Here is a 16,358-nt window from a genome sequence, read left to right as displayed (position 1 = left end):
GGAGGGGCTGTTCTGCGTGCTCTCCGGGGTCGCGCTGGCCGCGCACTTCGCCACCTGGATGCCGAGCGCCCAGCTCACCTCGGTCGCCACGGCCACCGCGCTGGTCGCCACCCAGCCGGTCTGGCAGGGCCTGATCGCTCGCGCCCAGGGCCGCCGGTTGCCCCCGGTGGTGTGGATCGGCATCGCGGTGGCGGTCGGCGGCGCGGTGGTCGCGACGGGCGCGGACGTGGGCATCTCCGGGCGGGCCGTCCTCGGTGACCTGCTGGCGGTGACCGGGGGCCTGTTCGCCGCCGTCTACACCGCCTCGGGCGAGCGCGCCCGGGCCAGCATCAGCACCACCACGTACACGACCATCTGCTACGGGATCTGCGCGCTGATCCTGCTGGTCGTCTGCCTGCTCGGCGGGGTCCGCATGACCGGCTTCGACGGACGCACCTGGCTGGCCATCCTGGCCCTGGTCGCCGGCGCCCAACTGCTCGGCCACTCGATGTTCAACTACGCCCTGCACCGGATCCCGGCGACCACGGTCAGCGTGCTGATCCTGCTGGAGGTGCCCGGCGCGGCCCTGCTCGGTTGGCTCTGGCTGGGTCAGCTGCCCCGCCCGTACGCGCTGCTGGGGATGGCGCTGCTGCTGGTCGGGGTGGCGGTGGTGGTGCTCGGCGGGGCCCGGGCCGGCCGCCGTGCGGTGCCGCCCACCCCGCTTCCCGCCGACGCCGCACCGCTGGACACCTGACCGCCGGCCCTGCCGACTACATCTCGTACACCTCGATCACGCGGGCGGTCGGCGCCGATCCGCCGAGTCGGCGATGCCGACGGCCTTGGCGCTCGCCGCCCACAGCCGGGCCGCGAGCTGTGGATCGCTGGCCTTGCGCAACGGCCGACGCAGCCGCCGGTTGTGGTAGTAGCCACCGTCGACCAGCCGCGACCGGTCCTGGTTGGCCAGCCAGACCAGGGTCTCGGCGCCCTTCTCGGGCCTGCGTAACGGAAGGAACCGCATGCCGAGAGCGACCAGCCGGCTGTCGTTGGCGAAGCGGGTCCGCACCACTCCCGGGTGGAAGCTGTGCGCGGCGATGTCGGGCCAGCGGCGGGCAGCCTCGGCGGTGAACAGGATGTTGGCCTGCTTGCTGGTGCCGTACGCGACCATCGGCCGGTAGCGGTGCAGCGGCTTGTTCAGGTCGTCCGGGTCCAGGACACCGCTGCGGTGCGCGCCGGAGGCGGTGACCACGATCCGGCCGATCCGGTCGGCGAGCAGGTTGGTCAGCAGGAACGGGGCGAGGTGGTTGGCCTGGATCGACAGCTCGAACCCGTCGACGGTGGTGAGCGGCTGGAGCGCGATGGCGCCGGCGTTGTTGGCGAGCACATCGATCCGGTCGTACGCGTCCCGCAGGTGCTCGGCGAGCCTGCGTACGTCGTCGAGCACCGCGAAGTCGGCCCGGAACAGCTCCGGACGCTCACCCGAGTTCTCCCGTACCCGTTCCGCCGCCGCCTGCAACCGGGCCGGGTCCCGTCCGACCAGCACCACCCGGTCACCGCGGCAGGCCAGGTCCACGGCGGCGGCCAGCCCGATGCCGGAGCTGGCCCCGGTCACCACCACCAGTCGACGCCCAGTGAGATCTTCCACAGGTCCATTCACCCCGGTCATGGCGCGAGGTTACCGTGGCGTCACCACGCCCTTTGGGATCGTTAAGTTTCCGGATCTGTCGTCAGGTGGCGTCGGCGTGCCCGCCGGACGCTGGAAGGAGCGCATCCATGGCCGCAGTCGGTCGCCCCCGCCGGTCCTGCCTCGCCGTACCGGGTTCCAGCGTCAAGATGCTCGGCAAGGCGCAGGGACTCCCCGCCGACCAGGTGTTCCTCGACCTGGAGGATGCCGTGGCCCCGTTGGCCAAGCCGGACGCGCGCAAGAACATCGTGGCGGCGCTCAACGAGGGTGACTGGGCCGGCAAGACCCGGGTGGTCCGGGTCAACGACCTGACCACCCCGTGGACCTACCGGGACGTCATCGAGGTGGTCGAGGGCGCCGGCGCAAACCTGGACTGCGTCATGCTGCCGAAGGTGCAGAACGCCGCCCAGGTGCAGTGGCTGGACCTGACGCTGACGCAGATCGAGAAGACCCTCGGCCTGGAGGTCGGTCGGATCGGCATCGAGGCGCAGATCGAGAACGCCGCCGGCCTGGTCAACGTTGACGCGATCGCCGCGGCCTCGCCCCGGGTGGAGACCATCATCTTCGGTCCGGCCGACTTCATGGCCTCGATCAACATGAGGTCCCTGGTGGTCGGCGCGCTGATCCCGGACTACCCGGGCGACCCGTACCACTACATCCTCATGCGGATCCTGATGGCCGCCCGGATGCACGACAAGCAGGCCATCGACGGCCCGTTCCTGCAGATCCGGGACGTGGACGGGTTCCGCGAGGTGGCCAAGCGCTCGGCGGCCCTGGGCTTCGACGGCAAGTGGGTGCTGCACCCGGGTCAGATCGACGCCGCCAACGAGGTCTACCAGCCGGCGCAGGCCGACTACGACCACGCCGAGTTGATCCTCGACGCGTACGAGCACTACACCTCGGAGGCCGGCGGCCGGCTGGGTGCCGTGATGCTCGGCGACGAGATGATCGACGAGGCGTCCCGCAAGATGGCGCTGGTGATCGCCGCCAAGGGCCGGGCCGCCGGGATGAGCCGTACCTCGTCGTTCACCCCACCGGCGGAGTGAACACGCCGGGCCGGGACGACCGCCGTGGCTATCGTCCCGGCCCGGAAACCGGCGGTACGCCGACCCGTTCGCCGATCAGTAGCTGCTGCTGCTGTCGCTGCCGGCGCTCGTCACAATGGCGATGACGATCATGACGACGTAGAAGGCGATCAGCAACACCAGCAGCCCGGTGAGGATCCAGCCGACGATGATCGCGGCCTTCGCCATGCCCTCACCGCCCTCGCCGCTCAGCCGGATCTGCTTCTGGGCCACGTGACCGAGGATCGCCCCGACCGGTGCGGTGATGCAGGACGTGAAGCCGACCAGGGCCAGCACCAGCGCCGCGATCGCCAGACCGTTGGTCTTCGGCGGCGCCGGGTAGCCGTAGCCGGCGTACTGCGGCGGGTAGCCGGGCTGCGGGGCGTAGCCGGGCTGTGGGGCGTAGCCGGCCATGGGCTGGCCCGGCGGCAACTGTCCACCCGCGTACGGGTCGACCGGCGCGTACGGGTCCACCGGGCCGTGTTGGGTGGGTACCGGCTGACCGGCCACCAGGGTCGGGTCCGCCGGGGCGCTCGACTGCTGGCCCGTGGGATCGGTCCAGCCGCCGGGCGGTGGGGGATAGGTCATGCGAATTCTCCGTCAGGTCGGGTGCGCCGTCAGGGTAGCCAGCGGCGACCAAACCCGATGCCCCTGCTACCGGGTGCCGCGTTGCCCGGGCCCGTCGGACCGGGCAGGATCCTGGCATGGCAATCGACGCGCGCGCCGCCGATCGTTCCGGCAGTCGACCGAGACGGGACGTCAGCCGTCCGGGCGCCGGCAGGCGCGGCCGTGCGGCCACCTCCGCCGGTGTCCCCGGCGCCGACGAGCCGGTCGCGCTCGCCGACCCGGTGACCATGCGGCTCGACGGGCGGGTCGCCCTGGTGACGGGGGCGGGCAGCCCCGACGGCATCGGGTACGCCACCGCCCGCCGGCTCGCCGACCTGGGCGCCCGGGTGGCGATCGTCTCCACCACCCGGCGCATCCACGAGCGCGCCAGCGAGCTGGGGGTGACCGGTTTCGTCGCGGACCTGACCGACGAGTCCGAGGTGGGCGCGCTGGCCGACGCGGTCGCCGAGCAGTTGGGCGACGTCGAGGTGCTGGTCAACAACGCCGGCCTCACCAGCCGGGCCAACCCGGAGGTCCTGCGGCCCGTCGCGCAGCTCAGCTACGACGAGTGGAAGGGCGAGATCGACCGCAACCTGACCACGGCCTTCCTCTGCAGCCGGGCGTTCATCAGCGGGATGGCCGAGCGGGGTTGGGGGCGGATCGTCAACCTCGCGGCCACCGCCGGGCCGGTCAACGCCCTGCCCACCGAGGCCGCCTACGCCGCGGCGAAGGCCGGGGTGGTCGGGCTGACCCGGGCACTGGCCATGGAGATGATCGCCGACGGGGTGACCGTGAACGCGGTGGCGCCCGGCACCATCTACACCGCGGCGTCCACGATGGCCGAGATCAAGCAGGGGCTGGGCACCCCGGTCGGTCGACCGGGCACTCCGGACGAGGTCGCCGCCGCGATCAGCTTCCTGTGCTCGCCGGCCGCCTCGTACATCACCGGCCAGATGCTGGTGGTGGACGGCGGCAACAGTGTCCGTGAGGCCCGTTTCCGCTGATCGGGCCGCTGCTTCCGTCCCCGGTCAGTAGCCGCCGCTGTCGCCGCTGTTGCCGAGGACGACCAGGGCCAGCCACCCACAACAGGCCAGCAGCGTCAGCCCGGTGAAGACGTAGCCGAGGATCAGCCCCCAGGTGGCGAGCTGGTCGCCCTCCTCGCCGCTGCTGCGGATCTGCCGCTTGGCCACGTGACCGAGAACGGCGCCGGCCGGAGGGAACACGAAGGCGAACACCAGCGACAGGATCGCCAGCACGTTGGTGCCCCGACCCGGTCCGGACGACGGGGGACCGTACTGACCGTAGGGGCCCTGCGGGGGGTACGGCGGCTGCTGTCCCCAGTGCGCCGGCTGGTGCGGCCCCTGCTGCCCGTACGGCGACGGGTCGTCCGCCGGTGGCCCGTACGGTGAGCGTTCCGGTGGTCCGAAGGACGACTGGTCCGGCGGCGGAGCGTACGGCGGCTGGCCCGCCGGCGGCGGAGCGTAGGGCGACTGGTCCGGCGGCGGCTCGTAGGGTGACGGCGGTTGGTCGTCCCCGGGCGGTCCCGACGGCGGCGGGTAGCTCACGGCTGTCCTCCTCCTGCCGGTGCCGGAAAAGTCCCTCTTGCCGGACGCTACCCGCAGCGGTGAACCTTTTCACAGCGGTTGTGTGGACTGGTCACCTTGGCCTCGCCGGCTCCGGAGACCGATACTGACCCAGCGTTCAGTTACCCACGAGTAGTGCGCTGATCCCCGGAGGCTGAGATGGCTCGACTCGCCCAGACGCCCGGCCTGACCGATGTGCAGCGGTCGATCCTCGAGACCGTCCGGGAGTTCGCCGACAAGGAGATCATCCCGCACGCTCAGCGGCTGGAGCACGCCGACGAGTACCCCACCGACATCCTTGACGGGATGCGCGAGATGGGGCTGTTCGGCCTCACCATCGACGAGGAGTACGGCGGCCTCGGCGAGTCCCTGCTCACGTACGCGCTGGTGGTGGAACAGCTGTCCCGAGGGTGGATGTCGATCTCCGGCATCGTCAACACCCACTTCATCGTGGCGTACCTGATCTCCCAGCATGGCTCGGCCGAGCAGAAGGCCCGCCTGCTGCCGAAGATGGCCACCGGCGAGGTGCGCGGCGCCTTCTCCATGTCCGAGCCGGAGACCGGCTCCGACGTCTCGGCCATCACCTCCCGGGCGGTACGGGACGGCGATCGCTACGTGCTCAACGGGCAGAAGATGTGGCTGACCAACGGGGCGTACTCCTCGGTGGTGGCCACGCTGGTCAAGACCGACACCGGCGCCGAGTCGGTGTACGGCAACATGAGCACCTTTTTGCTGGAGAAGGAGCCGGGCTTCGGCGAGACCGCCCCCGGGCTGACCATCCCCGGCAAGATCGAAAAGATGGGCTACAAGGGCGTCGAGACCACCGAGATGGTGCTCGACGGGGTGACCGTGCCCGACTCGGCGATCCTCGGCGGCGCCGACAAGGTGGGCCGGGGCTTCTACCAGATGATGGACGGCATCGAGGTGGGCCGGGTGAACGTGGCGGCCCGCGCCTGCGGCATCTCCATCCGCGCCTTCGAGTTGGCGGTGAGCTACGCCCAGCAGCGCAAGACCTTCGGTCAGCCGCTCGCCAGGCACCAGGCGATCGCCTTCAAGCTCGCCGAGATGGGCACGAAGATCGAGGCCGCGCACGCCCTCATGGTCAACGCCGCGCGGCTCAAGGACGCCGGCCAGCGCAACGACGTCGAGGCCGGGATGGCCAAGCTGCTCGCCTCGGAATACTGCGCCGAGGTCGTCCAGGAGTCGTTCCGCATCCACGGCGGCTACGGCTACTCCAAGGAGTACGAGATCGAGCGGCTGATGCGGGAGGCCCCGTTCCTGCTCATCGGCGAGGGCACCTCCGAGATCCAGAAGACCATCATCTCCCGTGGCCTGCTCAAGGAGTACAAGCTCTGATCCCAGCCGCCTGCCCCAACCGGGGAGGGGATGTGGTCGGTCGATTGCGTGATGCCTCTGAGGTATGAAAATGGCTCTGAGGTATCACGCTCAACCCCTGTGGTCCGCTGCTCCGGCGGGGCCGTGACGTGCCCCGTCCCGCGGCGGTACGAAGCGATCCCGGGCCAACTGTCGCGCTTGGGCGCCTCGGGATCGCGCCCGACCGGATGCGTCAGCCGAGGCGGGTCAGGCCGGCGGCGGCGCGTTCGACGATGAGGCAGCGGTCCTCGACGTAGTCCATCCCGGCCTCCTCGGCGATCCGCCGCGCCTCGGCCGAGACGATGCCCAGCTGCAACCAGACCGCCGGGGCGCCGATCGCCGCCGCGTCCCGGACCACCTGCACGGCGTCGGCCGCCGGCCGGAACACGTCCACCAGGTCGACCGGGTGCGGGATGTCGGCCAGCGTCGCGTACGCCCGCTCCCCGAAGAGTTCGTCGACGGTCGGGTTCACCGGGATGATGCGCCAGCCGTACTGCTGCATCTGCAACGGCACGCCGTGCGCGGCCTTGCCCGGGTCGCGCGACGCGCCCACGACGGCGATCACGGCGGAGTCGGCGAGGATCTGCTGAGCGGTACGCACCCGCCGACTGTAGCGCTGCCCCTGGGTCAGAGCAGGGTCAGCTGCTCGGCGGCCGGCGGTGGCGGTGGCTCGGGCAGGCGGCGGTTGTCGCCCTGGTCACCACGGTGCAGCCCGTGCCGGCGGGCCGCGATGCGCACCCGCGCGGTCAGCTCCCGCTGGTACGCCTGAGGAGCGTAGGCGCCTGCCCGGTAGAGCTCGCGGTAGCGGGGCACGAGGTGCGGATACTCCCTGCCCAGCCAGTGCGCGTACCACTCCCGCGCGCCGGGACGCAGGTGCAGGGCCAGCGGGGTCACGCTGCTCGCCCCGGCGGCGGCGATCGCCGACACGGTGGCGTCGATCGACTCGTCGTCGTCGCTCAGCCCGGGCAGGATCGGGGCCATCAGCACCCCGACGGAGAAGCCGGCGTCGGCGAGTGCCCGGACGGCGTCCAGTCGGCGGCGCGGGTGCGGTGTGCCCGGCTCGACGGTGCGCCAGAGCTGCTCGTCGACGAAGCCCACCGAATAGGAGATGCCGACCCTGGTCACCTCGGCGGCCTCGCGCAGCAGGGGGAGATCCCGCAGGATCAGCGTGCCCTTGGTCAGGATCGAGAACGGGTTGGCGAAGTCGCGCAGTGCCGCGATGATCTGCGGCATGAGCCGGTAGCGCCCCTCGGCCCGCTGGTAGCAGTCCACGTTGGTGCCCATCGCCACGTGGGCGCCCCGCCACTTCGGGGCGGCCAGCTCCCGCCGGACCAGCTCACCGGCGTTGACCTTGACGATCACCTTCCGGTCGAAGTCCGCACCGGCATCGAGATCGAGATAGGTGTGCGTGTTTCGGGCGAAGCAGTTGTGGCTGACGACTCCGTTGGCGATGAAGTCCCCGGTGCCAGTGGTGATGTCCCAGAGCGGCAGCTCCAGCCCGAGTGCCTCGATGCCGACAACCTTGAGGGCGCCCTGATGCTTCAGTGCGCCACCCTCGATCGACCGTTTCCGAGTGATGGCAGGGTCGGTCAGGTGAAAGAACCGGAGCCGGGCGGCGAGGCCCCCGGTCAGCCTGGTCTCCCGCACACGGTTGGGTAGGCCGCGGTCTTCCCGCACACAGGCGAAACCGAAATGGCGGAGTGCTGCCGTCGTCTGGTCGAGGATGGCGTCGTCGCTGTTGCTGATGCGCAGAACGCCTCTGCTGCAACTGCCGCCGGCGTCGAAGATGCCGGCCAGGAAGCCAAGCCTCCAGTCGTCGCTGGGCTCGACCGGCCAGCGGATAAGGTCAGCGATCGTCTCGATGTCCCGCTGCTTCGAGGTGCCGATGGCGGTCATCGCACGTCGCGTGGTGCTGACCTGCGTGAAGGCGAAACGCTGCGTCTTGATCCCATCGAGTGCGAGGTAGCGCTCACTGCGGCTCAAAGCCTCGTCATCGGCCAACGCCAGCCGGAACCGGTGCACCGTCCCGTACGAGTACGAGAACGTGCCCAGGTGCGCGTCTCCGCGGACCATGCCGCACAGGTAGCCCCGGCGGTAGTCGAGTGACTCCTTCGGCCCGACGGCGAAACGACCGGTGCCGATCAGGCGGTTGTTGGTGGTCAGGTAGGGGCGTCGGGCGTTGCCATGCATGGCCCCGGTGACGTACTTCCAGCCACGTTCAGAGAGGAACCGGTGGTCCCCGCTGGCGATGAGGGTCGTGCCGTCCTCCAGGGTGACCCGGTAGGCCGGCTTCACCGTGGACCACTTGTCGAGGACGGTGGTGATCACGTATCGGCGGTAGGCGCCCCGTCGCTCGGTCCCGTAGATGCGGTCACCCGGCTCCAGTTCGCTGATCGGCTTCGTGCGACCGTCCGCCATCAGGATCGGGGTGTCCGCGCCCAGGCAGTAGACACAGGCATGAGAACAGCCTCGGTACGGGTTGATCGTCCACTCGAACGGGACGCGGGACTGCCCGGGCACCCGGTTGAGGATGGACTTGGCCTGCACCTCGTAGAAGGTCATCCCGGCGAACTCGGGAGTGTCGAAGGTGCGGGCGATGGCGCCGGGCAGCGCCAGCGGCAGGGGTGGCGTCGCTGGCGCTGCCCGCTCGGGGTCTCCCTCTACCGGGGGAGCGGTGAGGTTGTCCCAGCGCATGGCCATCATTCGAACACGTGTACGAGGCAAGCGCAAGTGACCCGCCGTACACCGGTGGGCGTTCGTATGGTCGGAGAGGGGAGGATGGACGCCATGGAGACGTCGACCTTCGTCTACGACGGGGACTGCGCGTTCTGCACGAGCTGTGCGGAGTTCATCGAGCGCCGCATCCCCACCGCCGCCCGGGTGGTGCCCTGGCAGTTCGCCGACCTGGACGCGCTCGGCCTCACCGTGGCCGAGTGCGAGGAGGCCGTGCAGTGGGTCGGCGCGGACGGCTCGCGCGCGGCCGGTCCGGACGCCATCGCGAAGCTGCTCGCCGCGAGTGGTCCGCTCTGGCGGGTCGCCGGCGCCGGCCTGCGGATTCCTCCGGTGCGCGTTGCGGCCTGGCCGTTGTACCGCTGGGTGGCGCGCAACCGGCACCGGCTTCCCGGCGGCACGGCGGCCTGCTCCCTGCCGCAGGAGGCCCGGGAGCGGCTCTACGGGCCGGCTGGCCGCCCGACCACCGGCGCCTGATCGTCGAGCGTCCGCTCCGCGCCGTCTGCCACCGGGTCCTGGTCGGCCGGCACCGGATCGACGTCGGCCGGGCGCGGTTCCGGGGCGTCCGTCGTCGCCGCCTCGGAAGGGCCGCGGCCGATGAGCCGGCGGGCCCAGACCAGGGGGCGTACCCGCTCCAGCGGCAGGAAGCTGGTCATCGCCGCCAGGTGCGGGGCGAACGAGATGGTGATGGTCGCGACGGTGACCACGTGGAACGAGTAGAAGAAGCCGACCATGGCCAGTCGCCAGCGGGCCGGCAGCAGGAAGACCACCGGGCTCAACAGTTCGAAGGCCACGATGCCGAACTGGGCGACGATCAACAGGTACGGCACCTGGGCGATCAGGTCCGCCAGGTCGGTGCCGCGCCGGATGATGGCCCGCGCCAGCACCGAGCCGGTCAGCCAGTCCAGCCCGCCGAAGCGCAGTTTGGCCCAGGCGGCCAGGAAGTAGGTGCAGATCACCGCGATCTGGGTGACCCGCAGCGCCCAGCCGCCAGCCTCGGTGCGGGTGGTGTCGCCGTGGCGGGCCCGACCGGCGGTGGGCAGTACGGCCAGCGCGACGAGCAGCCCGAACCGGTCGTGGTCGACCTTTCCGTAGCTCATCGCGATGATCATCCACTCGAGGTACAGCCCGCAGACCGCCCAGCCGAGCAGGCGGGGCGCCCGTCCGGTCGCGGCGAGCAGGGCGAGCAGCAGCAGCGCCCAGAAGATCACCGCGACCAGCGTCGGGGTGGGCGTGGGCAGCGGGAGCACCCGGCCGACCAGGAGCGGGTGGTACAGCTCGCCGGGCACGCTGGCCCTCGTCCGCACCCAGGGCGTGAAGACCACCAGGTCGGCGGCGACGAACAGGTAGATCAGCGTGCGGAACGCGGCCACCCGGCCCCGCGGCACCGCCTCGGTCAGCCAGCGGATCATCGGGACGCCTGCCAGCGGACGACGGTCTCGTCGGTGTGCCGGCCGGTCGGCCGGCCGGCACGGATGCCGTGCCAGCGGATGACGATGCGGACCTCGACCAGCGCGGCGGCGTCGGGGTGGCGTTCGGCGTACGCGTCGGCGACCTCGGCGAGCAGCGCCGGGTCGGCGGCGTACCGCTGCTGCTGACCCTCGATCTCTGCGCGGCGGATGCCGGTCGCGTCCTGGTCGAGGTCGATCACGGCGCCGGTGCTGTTCACCCCCTCCACGCGGGTGTCCGGGGCGGGGGCGTTCGGCGGGTTGGACGTGGAGTACATCCGGAACGGGCCGAACGGGAAGTCGTCGTCGCTGCCCCAGAAGGTGCCGATCAGCAGCAGGACGAGGCCGAGTGCGGTCGCGCCCAGCCGGGTGGCGCGCCCGCGGGTGGTCAAGTTCTCCATCGGGTCGTGACGATACGGGATGTACCGGCCGCGTCGGGTCCCTCCGACGGTCAGTTCCGGCTGCCCAGGTCGGTGACGGCGGGCGTCCCACGCGGGGGCCCGGATACGACGAAGGCCGGGCCCGACCGGGCCCGGCCTCGCGTGCCGTCGCGGGGACGGCTCAGTGGTTGTGCTCGGCCAGCTGCTTGCGGACGTCGTCCATGTCCAGCGCCTCGACCTGCTCGATCAGGTTCTCGAGCGCGGACTCGGGGAGGGCGCCCGGCTGGGCGAAGACGATGACGCCGTCGCGGATCGCCATGATCGTCGGGATCGACCGGATGTCGAACTTGGCGCCCAGCTCCTGCTGCGCCTCGGTGTCGACCTTGCCGAAGACGATGTTCTGGTGCTTCTCCGAGGAGCGCTCGTAGACCGGGGCGAACCGCTTGCACGGACCACACCAGTCGGCCCAGAAGTCGACCAGGACGATGCCGTCGTTGCCGGTCACCTCGTCGAAGTTCGTCGAGGTCAGCTCAACGGTTGCCATTGCACTCTCCGATCACCGCGGTTTGTCTACGTCCCGTAGAACCAGGGCTGACCGTATCGAATTCCCGGGCGGTCGGGCACGAAACGTGCTGCGGGCTGCCCACGAGTACCGAGGGTCATCGACTCACGTCTGTGCGTCCCGATCTGCGGAACGCAAGTGCATGACGCACTTGCGTGACCTGGCGTGATGGGAGCGTTTCCAGGGAGATCGACGCGATCGAGCGCTACGAATCGGTAACTTGTCCCTTGACAAGGAGGTATCGGGCCTGCGGAGATCGCTGATCAACTCGTGTTCCATCACGCACAGTAGTGTTACAAAAGAATAAATGTGACGCCGGTCTCTGTTGAACCTACGTTGGCGTAGGGCAGAATTCTCCGCATCAGAGCGTGGGCGGCGGGTGCCGGGGAGGGCCCCGCCGCTCATTGCGTCTCCCCCCAGTGAGTGACCGGTGTGACATTTCCGCCGAGGTCGCGCCCTGCGGGTCGCCTTAACCACCGGTAAGGCATGCTGTGCCGAACTCCATCGCCGCCCGTCGAAGGGGACCAGGATGCAGTTCGGCCGCTACTACGAGGAGTTCGAGGTCGGCGCGGTCTACCGGCACTGGCCGGGCAAGACCGTCACCGAGTACGACGACCACCTCTTCTGCCTGCTCACCATGAACCACCACCCGCTGCACATGGACGCGCACTACGCCGAGACGGCCAGCCAGTTCAAGCGCAACGTCGTGGTGGGCAACTACATCTACTCGCTCCTGCTCGGCATGTCGGTGCCCGACGTCAGCGGCAAGGCGATCGCCAACTTGGAGGTCGAGTCGCTGCGGCACGTGGCCCCCACCTTCCACGGCGACACCATCTACGGCGAGACCACCGTGCTGGACAAGCGGGAGTCCGGCTCCAAGCCCGACCGGGGTGTGGTGTCCGTGGAGACCCGCGGTTACAACCAGGACGGCACCATGGTCTGCGTCTTCCGCCGCAAGGTCATGGTCCCCAAGCGGGAGTACGCGGCCAGCAACGTCCCCGAGGGTGTGGACCCGGAGCGGCCCAGCTTCCCCACGCCGCGCTGAAACACCGCGGTGGGTCGACCCCGCCGCCGGTCCGGGGCTCCTTTCCCACCTGACGTTCTGATGGGGAAGGGGCCCTATTCCCGTTTCGGGGCATATGCTGGCGCCGGAGGTTCCGATGAGCCACTCCGTCGCCGGAGAGCCGCCCTCTGCCGGTCGCCGTGCCGCACCCTTGACCACCGCCGTCTACTCCGTCGCCGAGTGGGACCTGCTCACCAGCCTGCCCGGTCGGGTCCTCGTGGCCGCCGCCGCCCCAGGCCTCGGCCGCCCGCCCCGGGGGGTCATGGCGGGCCTGGCCGGCCTCGACGCGGTGGCCGCCGGCCGGGCCTTCGACAGCGATCTGGTCCGCGCGGTGGTCGCCGCGATCTACGCCCGCCACGACGGCAACCAGCCCTCCACCGAGCAACTCACCGATCTGGTGGACCTGCTGGCCGCCTGCCGCGCGGCGGTCCGGGTCCTGCACCGGCGCGCCGACCCCGCCGACTCGGCCGCGTACCGCCAGTGGGTGCAGTCGGTCGCGGCCCGGGTCTGCCGGGTGGCGCCCGCCCCCGGCGAGCCTCCACCCGGCCAGCCCGCCAGCCCGGCCGACCGGCGGTTCCTGGATCGGCTCGGTGGCGCGCTCGGGCTCGGCTGAACCGGCAGGCCGTCGGCGGCGGGCGCCCGCTGTGCCCGTACCCTCTGATGACCGTGACCGACGACCAGCTTGAGGTGGGCGTGGGCCCCTGGCCGGGGAGCCCGCCGGACGACCCGCGCTACGACCCGCAGTTGCTGGCCGAGGGGGACCGGCGCAACGTCGTCGACCGTTACCGCTACTGGCGGCACGAGGCGATCGTCGCCGACCTGGACCGGCGCCGGCACGGCTTCCACGTCGCCATCGAGAACTGGCAGCACGACTTCAACATCGGCACGGTGGTCCGCAACGCGAACGCGTTCCTCGCCGCCGAGGTGCACATCGTCGGACGGCGACGATGGAACAGGCGCGGCGCGATGGTGACCGACCGCTACCAGCATGTGCGTCACCACGAGACGATCGAGGAGTTCGTCGACTGGGCGGCCGGGCGGCGGTTGCCGGTGTTCGGCATCGACAACCTGCCCGGCTCACGCCCGCTGGAGACCGGCACCCTGCCGCGCGACTGCGTGCTGCTGTTCGGCCAGGAGGGCCCGGGGCTCTCCGAACCGGCCCGCGCGGCCTGCGAGCAGCTCTACTCCATCGCCCAGTACGGCTCCACACGGTCGATCAACGCGGGTGTGGCCAGCGGCATCGCCATGCATGCCTGGATCCGTACCCACGCCGGCCCGCCGCCGGGCTGACTCACGCCCCGGTGCCGAATCGGACGGACCGGCTTGACGTGCCGACGCTCCGGGGCGACGGTGGGGATGTGAGTGTCGCGGTGAGTTGTCCGAGATGCGGGGGCCCGGTACGGGCGCCGGATCTGATGCACACCGAGTCGAGGTGCCTGCAGTGCGGCCCGGTGCCACCACTGCACGTGCCCGAACACATCGGAGCCGACATCGTGGCGAGCGTGGTGGACCGGATCACCGCGACCGGCCACCCGCCGGGCACACCGCTGTGGTGCCCGTGGCCGTTGCCTCCCGGCTGGACGCTCACCGGCGTGGCGTACGCCGGGGACGACCGGACCGGGGTGCGGGCCACCGCGGTGGCCTGCGCGGGCCCCGCGCCGCTCGGTGGCGGCCCGGCGGACCTGGTCTTCGTGGCCGAGGAGCCGGGCGTCGGCCTGGGCACCCGGCTGGCCGGCCTGGCCGGCCCGGACCCGGGACCGGAGTTGGCCGACGCGTTGGCAGACCCCGGGCCAGGGCATCCCGAGCACGTCGGGCAGGCCAGGATCCGGGTCGGCGGGCACCCCACTCCACTGTGGGTGGTGAATTCACCGACGGATCGAAGCGCGTACGCCGGCGAGGCTCGGGGAATGTGGCTGCATGCGATAGCCTGGCCGGCGAGTGCGGGTCACCTGCTCGCGGAAGAAGTCGTGCTGCACGACCTGACCGAGTGGACTCCGCCCGAGCTCGTGTACGGCGCACCGTCCCCGTACCTGTCCGGGAAGGCTTGACAAGCCTCCTGGATTGACGGAGAACGGACGCAGATATTCACTGTACGACACCACACTGATACTCTGGGTGCCGCTGCGGTAATGGGACCCGGCGCCGCGCGAGAGGATGGCCCGCCATGGTCAAGAAGGTCCTCACCTGGGCCGGAATCGCATTCTTGATCTTCTTCGTCGCCTACCGGCCAAACTCGGCGGCGGATGTGTTCAAGTCGCTCGGCGGCGGGATCGTCGACATCGCCCAGGGGTTCGGCGACTTCTTCACCAGCCTCGTCGCCTAACCGTCGATGGGCAGCCCCTCCGGTCCACCCTTCGACCCGGACGACCCCGACCGGGAGCGCCGCGAGCGCGACACGGAGCCGATCCCGCGGATCGGTCCCGATGACGGCCCCGGCTACGGCGCCGGGCCCGGCCTGTCCGACGGTCCGTCCCTATCGGACGACGTCGGCTACGGCGACGGGCCCGGTTACGCCGGCGAGGGTCGCTCCGGTCGGGCCTGGATCCGTGATCCGGAGGCTGGCTACCAGCCACCGCAGATCTCCGAGGACGAGCTGGCCGGGCTGCGCGCCGACGCGACCGGCTCGGCGCCCCGCCGGGTGCTGCCTCTGGAGGACGAGCCCAGCTCGCTGGTCGCCCGCTACCTCTTCCCCACCGAGCGCTACCGGGGCGAGTGGAAGCGGCACTGGATCCACCTGACCACCCCGCTGTTGATCGGCGTCGCGGCGACCTTCGTGCTCGGCTACCTGTCCGGCTTCCTCGCCGGGCAGAACGTGGGCGCCCTGACCACCATCGCCGTGCTGCTCTGGTTCGCGGTGATGGGCTGGGTCGCGTGGAAGGTCGCCGACTGGTGGTACGACCGGTTCATCCTGACCAACAAGCGGGTCATGGTGGTCAACGGCATCATCACCCGCCGGGTCGCCATGATGCCGCTGGTCCGGGTCACCGACATGAAGTACGAGCAGACGCCCACCGGCCGAGCGCTCAACTACGGCACCTTCGTGCTGGAGTCCGCCGGCCAGGAGCAGGCGCTACGCGAGATCAAGAACCTGCCCAACCCGAACGAGCTCTACCTGCGAGTGGTCGAAGAGATGTACGAGCCGCAGGCGGTCGAGGCCCGGCTGGGCAAGGAGGCCGACGAGGCCAAGGCCGACGACGGGGCGTGAAGGTTTTCGTCCGAACATCGGAGCAGGTGCGCACCTTTCGTCATGGACCGGAGCGCCTCTGACGTGGCACTCTGCCAGAACGGCTGGGGTGCGGAGGTGGGCGGTGGCGAGCAGGGACCCTCTGGAGGAGGAGTTTCGCGAGTTCGTCGCGGCCCGCTCCGCCGCCCTGCTGCGTACCGCCTATCTGCTCGCCGGGGACTGGGCCACGGCCGAGGACCTGCTCCAGACGGCCCTGACCAAGACCTACCTCGCGTGGAAGCGGCTCGGTGGCATCGAGGCCGTCGAGCCGTACGCCCGACGCGTGATGGTCAATACGTCGACGAGTTGGTGGCGGCGGCGCTGGCACGGTGAGCGCCCCACCGAGGTGCTGCCCGAGCGAGCAGGTGTCGACGAGATCGAGCAGCAACTGGACCGCGACCTGCTCTGGCGGCACCTGCGGGAGCTGCCCAGCCGGCAGCGGGCGGTGCTGGTGCTGCGCTACTACGAGGACATGTCGGAGGCGCAGACCGCCGCGATGCTGGACATCTCCCCGGGCACGGTGAAGAGCCAGGCGTCCCGGGCGCTGTCCACGCTGCGCCGGCGGATGGGCGCGGCCACGCCCGAGTTGGCGGCCGAGGCGGCCAGCAGCCGCGGCCGGACGGCCGCTGCCGACACCGGCCGGACCGCCGCCGCGGGCGCCGGCC

At 70.8% G+C, this 16,358-nt stretch carries 20 protein-coding genes; 12 read left to right on the top strand and 8 right to left on the bottom strand.

Annotated elements, in window-relative coordinates; genetic code table 11:
* Positions 1 to 733, top strand: a 733-nt coding sequence (locus DKT68_RS24435; protein WP_109819727.1) for a DMT family transporter, incomplete at its 5' end; no start/stop codon positions are given.
* A 36-nt stretch (positions 734 to 769) separates the two neighbouring features.
* Here the strand turns inward: DKT68_RS24435 and DKT68_RS24430 are convergent.
* A complete protein-coding gene (locus DKT68_RS24430; RefSeq protein WP_109819724.1) occupies positions 770 to 1,621 on the bottom strand; it encodes an SDR family NAD(P)-dependent oxidoreductase in 852 nt (283 codons plus the stop codon).
* A 128-nt stretch (positions 1,622 to 1,749) separates the two neighbouring features.
* On the opposite strand from DKT68_RS24430, the gene DKT68_RS24425 reads away from it, so the two are divergent.
* Positions 1,750 to 2,706 carry an HpcH/HpaI aldolase/citrate lyase family protein gene (locus DKT68_RS24425; RefSeq protein ID WP_109819723.1) on the top strand — a complete coding sequence of 319 codons (957 nt, stop codon included), beginning with the start codon at positions 1,750 to 1,752 and terminating at the stop codon, positions 2,704 to 2,706.
* 75 nt (positions 2,707 to 2,781) lie between these two features.
* Here DKT68_RS24425 and DKT68_RS24420 read toward each other — a convergent pair whose 3' ends face one another.
* Positions 2,782 to 3,312, bottom strand: coding sequence for a DUF4190 domain-containing protein (locus DKT68_RS24420; RefSeq protein ID WP_109819722.1), 531 nt, complete (start codon positions 3,310 to 3,312; stop codon positions 2,782 to 2,784).
* Between the two features lie 116 nt (positions 3,313 to 3,428).
* Here DKT68_RS24420 and DKT68_RS24415 point away from each other — a divergent pair, with 116 nt between their 5' ends.
* Positions 3,429 to 4,334, top strand: a complete 906-nt coding sequence (locus DKT68_RS24415; protein WP_109819721.1) for an SDR family NAD(P)-dependent oxidoreductase — start codon at positions 3,429 to 3,431, stop codon at positions 4,332 to 4,334.
* 24 nt (positions 4,335 to 4,358) lie between these two features.
* On the opposite strand, the gene DKT68_RS24410 is transcribed toward DKT68_RS24415, so the two are convergent.
* The gene (locus DKT68_RS24410; protein WP_109819720.1) at positions 4,359 to 4,895 is read right to left on the bottom strand and encodes a DUF4190 domain-containing protein; all 537 of its coding nucleotides are present in this window, start codon (positions 4,893 to 4,895) and stop codon (positions 4,359 to 4,361) included.
* A gap of 177 nt (positions 4,896 to 5,072) precedes the next feature.
* Between DKT68_RS24410 and DKT68_RS24405 the strand changes: the two genes are divergently transcribed.
* On the top strand, positions 5,073 to 6,269 hold the full coding sequence (locus tag DKT68_RS24405; protein ID WP_109819719.1) for an acyl-CoA dehydrogenase family protein: 1,197 nt from the start codon (positions 5,073 to 5,075) through the stop codon (positions 6,267 to 6,269).
* A gap of 211 nt (positions 6,270 to 6,480) precedes the next feature.
* Here DKT68_RS24405 and DKT68_RS24400 read toward each other — a convergent pair whose 3' ends face one another.
* Both DKT68_RS24400 and DKT68_RS24395 read right to left on the bottom strand, forming a co-directional pair.
* Positions 6,481 to 6,888 (bottom strand): CoA-binding protein, encoded by a 408-nt coding sequence (locus DKT68_RS24400; protein ID WP_109819718.1) that lies wholly within the window; start codon positions 6,886 to 6,888, stop codon positions 6,481 to 6,483.
* Positions 6,889 to 6,914: 26 nt separating this feature from the next.
* Positions 6,915 to 8,981 carry an intein-containing Rv2578c family radical SAM protein gene (locus DKT68_RS24395; RefSeq protein ID WP_109819717.1) on the bottom strand — a complete coding sequence of 689 codons (2,067 nt, stop codon included), beginning with the start codon at positions 8,979 to 8,981 and terminating at the stop codon, positions 6,915 to 6,917.
* A 93-nt stretch (positions 8,982 to 9,074) separates the two neighbouring features.
* Here DKT68_RS24395 and DKT68_RS24390 point away from each other — a divergent pair, with 93 nt between their 5' ends.
* A complete protein-coding gene (locus tag DKT68_RS24390) occupies positions 9,075 to 9,494 on the top strand; it encodes a thiol-disulfide oxidoreductase DCC family protein (RefSeq protein ID WP_109819716.1) in 420 nt (139 codons plus the stop codon).
* Here the strand turns inward: DKT68_RS24390 and DKT68_RS24385 are convergent.
* The 3 genes from DKT68_RS24385 to trxA form a co-directional block, all read right to left on the bottom strand.
* Positions 9,458 to 10,429: an HTTM domain-containing protein gene (locus DKT68_RS24385; protein WP_109819715.1), complete on the bottom strand. Its 972-nt coding sequence runs from the start codon at positions 10,427 to 10,429 to the stop codon at positions 9,458 to 9,460. The genes DKT68_RS24390 and DKT68_RS24385 overlap by 37 nt on opposite strands.
* On the bottom strand, positions 10,426 to 10,866 hold the full coding sequence (locus DKT68_RS24380; RefSeq protein ID WP_109819714.1) for a hypothetical protein: 441 nt from the start codon (positions 10,864 to 10,866) through the stop codon (positions 10,426 to 10,428). The genes DKT68_RS24385 and DKT68_RS24380 overlap by 4 nt, the downstream gene beginning before the upstream one ends.
* A gap of 160 nt (positions 10,867 to 11,026) precedes the next feature.
* Positions 11,027 to 11,389 (bottom strand): thioredoxin, encoded by a 363-nt coding sequence (gene trxA, locus DKT68_RS24375; protein ID WP_007455291.1) that lies wholly within the window; start codon positions 11,387 to 11,389, stop codon positions 11,027 to 11,029.
* Between the two features lie 547 nt (positions 11,390 to 11,936).
* On the opposite strand from trxA, the gene DKT68_RS24370 reads away from it, so the two are divergent.
* The 7 genes from DKT68_RS24370 to DKT68_RS24345 all read left to right on the top strand — a co-directional run.
* A complete protein-coding gene (locus DKT68_RS24370) occupies positions 11,937 to 12,452 on the top strand; it encodes a MaoC family dehydratase (RefSeq protein WP_109819713.1) in 516 nt (171 codons plus the stop codon).
* A gap of 115 nt (positions 12,453 to 12,567) precedes the next feature.
* Positions 12,568 to 13,083 carry a hypothetical protein gene (locus DKT68_RS24365; protein ID WP_109819726.1) on the top strand — a complete coding sequence of 172 codons (516 nt, stop codon included), beginning with the start codon at positions 12,568 to 12,570 and terminating at the stop codon, positions 13,081 to 13,083.
* 53 nt (positions 13,084 to 13,136) lie between these two features.
* A complete protein-coding gene (locus DKT68_RS24360) occupies positions 13,137 to 13,760 on the top strand; it encodes a TrmH family RNA methyltransferase (RefSeq protein WP_109819725.1) in 624 nt (207 codons plus the stop codon).
* 11 nt (positions 13,761 to 13,771) lie between these two features.
* Positions 13,772 to 14,518: a DUF6758 family protein gene (locus DKT68_RS24355; RefSeq protein WP_330848948.1), complete on the top strand. Its 747-nt coding sequence runs from the start codon at positions 13,772 to 13,774 to the stop codon at positions 14,516 to 14,518.
* 116 nt (positions 14,519 to 14,634) lie between these two features.
* A complete protein-coding gene (locus tag DKT68_RS31585) occupies positions 14,635 to 14,793 on the top strand; it encodes a hypothetical protein (RefSeq protein ID WP_165942702.1) in 159 nt (52 codons plus the stop codon).
* Positions 14,794 to 14,799: 6 nt separating this feature from the next.
* Positions 14,800 to 15,675 (top strand): PH domain-containing protein, encoded by an 876-nt coding sequence (locus DKT68_RS24350; RefSeq protein WP_109819711.1) that lies wholly within the window; start codon positions 14,800 to 14,802, stop codon positions 15,673 to 15,675.
* Positions 15,676 to 15,778: 103 nt separating this feature from the next.
* The coding region (locus DKT68_RS24345) for a SigE family RNA polymerase sigma factor (RefSeq protein WP_236647052.1) at positions 15,779 to 16,358 on the top strand (580 nt) is incomplete at its 3' end.

The organism is Micromonospora acroterricola (assembly GCF_003172955.1).
In the GTDB taxonomy this organism is placed as follows: Bacteria; Actinomycetota; Actinomycetes; order Mycobacteriales; family Micromonosporaceae; genus Micromonospora; species Micromonospora acroterricola.
Note: the sequence above shows the minus strand (reverse complement) of the source record. Positions and strands in the feature narration are given on the sequence as shown.

What these genes read in the sequence shown, in the direction of transcription:
- DKT68_RS24370 (WP_109819713.1), top strand. Translation starts at nt 11,937, where the DNA reads ATGCAGTTCGGCCGCTACTACGAGGAGTTCGAGGTCGGCGCGGTCTAC.
- DKT68_RS24390 (WP_109819716.1), top strand. Translation starts at nt 9,075, where the DNA reads ATGGAGACGTCGACCTTCGTCTACGACGGGGACTGCGCGTTCTGCACG.
- DKT68_RS24380 (WP_109819714.1), bottom strand. Translation starts at nt 10,866, where the DNA reads ATGGAGAACTTGACCACCCGCGGGCGCGCCACCCGGCTGGGCGCGACC.
- DKT68_RS24395 (WP_109819717.1), bottom strand. Translation starts at nt 8,981, where the DNA reads ATGCGCTGGGACAACCTCACCGCTCCCCCGGTAGAGGGAGACCCCGAG.
- DKT68_RS24415 (WP_109819721.1), top strand. Translation starts at nt 3,429, where the DNA reads ATGGCAATCGACGCGCGCGCCGCCGATCGTTCCGGCAGTCGACCGAGA.
- DKT68_RS24405 (WP_109819719.1), top strand. Translation starts at nt 5,073, where the DNA reads ATGGCTCGACTCGCCCAGACGCCCGGCCTGACCGATGTGCAGCGGTCG.
- trxA (WP_007455291.1), bottom strand. Translation starts at nt 11,389, where the DNA reads ATGGCAACCGTTGAGCTGACCTCGACGAACTTCGACGAGGTGACCGGC.
- DKT68_RS24365 (WP_109819726.1), top strand. Translation starts at nt 12,568, where the DNA reads ATGAGCCACTCCGTCGCCGGAGAGCCGCCCTCTGCCGGTCGCCGTGCC.
- DKT68_RS24425 (WP_109819723.1), top strand. Translation starts at nt 1,750, where the DNA reads ATGGCCGCAGTCGGTCGCCCCCGCCGGTCCTGCCTCGCCGTACCGGGT.
- DKT68_RS24385 (WP_109819715.1), bottom strand. Translation starts at nt 10,429, where the DNA reads ATGATCCGCTGGCTGACCGAGGCGGTGCCGCGGGGCCGGGTGGCCGCG.
- DKT68_RS31585 (WP_165942702.1), top strand. Translation starts at nt 14,635, where the DNA reads ATGGTCAAGAAGGTCCTCACCTGGGCCGGAATCGCATTCTTGATCTTC.
- DKT68_RS24350 (WP_109819711.1), top strand. Translation starts at nt 14,800, where the DNA reads ATGGGCAGCCCCTCCGGTCCACCCTTCGACCCGGACGACCCCGACCGG.
- DKT68_RS24420 (WP_109819722.1), bottom strand. Translation starts at nt 3,312, where the DNA reads ATGACCTATCCCCCACCGCCCGGCGGCTGGACCGATCCCACGGGCCAG.